Source organism: Streptomyces sp. SID3343, from assembly GCF_009865215.1.
Classification (GTDB): domain Bacteria; phylum Actinomycetota; class Actinomycetes; order Streptomycetales; family Streptomycetaceae; genus Embleya.
Genome location: NZ_WWJX01001023.1, coordinates 1 through 2,006, shown reverse-complemented (window position 1 = coordinate 2,006; position 2,006 = coordinate 1). Strand labels below are relative to the sequence as shown.

Below are 2,006 nucleotides of genomic sequence, written 5' to 3'. Positions count from 1 at the left end.
GTGTCGGTGTCGGTGACGACGTAGGCGATCAGGCGGGTGTCGCCGGGCAGGTCCTCACGAGCGACCACGGCGGCCTGGGCGATACCGGGATGACCCGTCAACACCGCCTCGATCTCCCCGGGCTCGATCCGGAAACCACGAATCTTGACCTGCTGATCCACCCGACCCACGAACTCCAACACACCACCCGGACCACGACGCACCAGGTCACCCGTGCGATACATCCGAGCACCCGCGACAACACCGTACGGATCCGCCACGAAACGCTCCGCCGTCGCACCCGGCCGATTCAGATAACCCCGAGCCAACCCCGCCCCGGCAATGTGCAACTCCCCCACCACACCCGGCGCCACCGGCCGCAACCACCCGTCCAGGACATACACCCGCATGTTCGCCATCGGACGACCGATGGGCACCACCGGACCACCCGCATACGCATCACCGACGACATGACTCGTCGCGAACGTCGTCGTCTCCGTCGGCCCGTAACCGTCGACCACGACCAACCCCGGGCACGCCTCCTGCACCCGACGCACCGAAACCCCCGACACCGCCTCCCCGCCGGTCCACACCTGACGCACCGCACCCAGACAACCCGGAGCATGCTCCGCGACCACGTCGAACAGGGAACTGGTCAACCACAACGCGGTCACACCCCGCCCCACCACCACCCGCTCCAACGCCGGCACGTCCAGATCACCCGCCGGCGCCACCACCACCGTCCCCCCGTTGAGCAAGGGAACCCACAACTCGTACGTCGACGCGTCGAACGCCACCGGCGAATGCAACAACACCCGCTCGTGAACCCGCACATCGAAACCCGGATCCACCGCCAACGCGACCACATTGCGATGCGTCACCACCACACCCTTGGGCACACCCGTCGACCCCGACGTATACATCACATACGCCGCACCATCCGCAGACACGACCACTCCGGGGTCGCCGGGATCGGCGTCGGTGTGACTCGAAGCCGTCAGGCGGATCGACCGGGTTGTTTCGCTGCCCGGTTGGGCGGCCGACTCGTCGTCGGTGATCAGCAGGCGGGTGTCGGTGTCGGTGAGGACGTGGCTGATGCGTTCGGCCGGGTAGCGGGTGTCGAGCGGAACGTAGACGGCGCCGGCCTTCATCAGCGCGAGAACGGCGACGACACTTTCCGGGGATCGGCGCAACAGGACGGCCACGGCATCACCGGGACGAATACCACACGCGATCACCTCGTGGGCCAGCCCGTTGGCACGGGCGTCCAGCTCCGCATAGGTCAAGCCGGCGTCTTCGCCCAGTACCGCCACGGCGTCGGGTGTCATCGACACCTGTCGGGTGAAGAGTTCGCCCAGTGACGCTTCGGGCAACGGCAGAGCCGTGTCGTTGAAGTCGTCGACCGTCACCCGGTGTTCCTCGGCGGTGAGGATGTCGATCGTGCCGAACGAACGGTCGGGCTCGGCGGTGGCCGCTGCCAACAGGCGTATCCAGCGGTCGAAGAGGGCTTGCACGGTGGGGGCGTCGTAGATGTCGCCGGAGTACTCGACGGCGCCGCCGATGCCCTCGGGCCGGCCGTCTTCGTCGTGCCGCTCGACGAGGTGGAAGAACAGGTCGAACTTCGCCGTGCCCGTCCTCCCGAGTTCGATATCGGCGCGCAGTCCGGGGAGTTCGAACTTGCTCTCGGGGGAGTTCTGGAGGGCGAGCATGATCTGGAAGAGGGGATGGTGGGCGAGGGTACGGGTCGGGTTGAGGTGCTCGACCAGGTACTCGAAGGGCACGTCCTGATGGGTGTACGCGGCCAACGACGTCTCACGCACCCGCGTGACCAACTCGGTGAACGACGGATCACCCCCCGTGTCCGTGCGCAACACCAAGGTGTTGACGAAGAACCCGACGAGGCGATCGAGGGCCTGATCGGTACGACCCGCGATCGGACTCCCCAGCGGGATGTCCTCCCCCGCGCCCAACCGGGTCAGGAGAGCGGCGAGACCCGCCTGCAAAACCATGAACAGACTCGCACCGGT

General features: G+C 66.9%; 1 protein-coding gene. It reads right to left on the bottom strand.

Annotated features, from left to right (window positions below; genetic code table 11):
* A partial coding sequence (locus GT354_RS31915) for an amino acid adenylation domain-containing protein (protein WP_272923926.1) occupies nucleotides 1-1,988 on the bottom strand: 1,988 nt, incomplete at its 3' end.
* Between the last annotated feature and the right edge of the window lie 18 nt (nucleotides 1,989-2,006).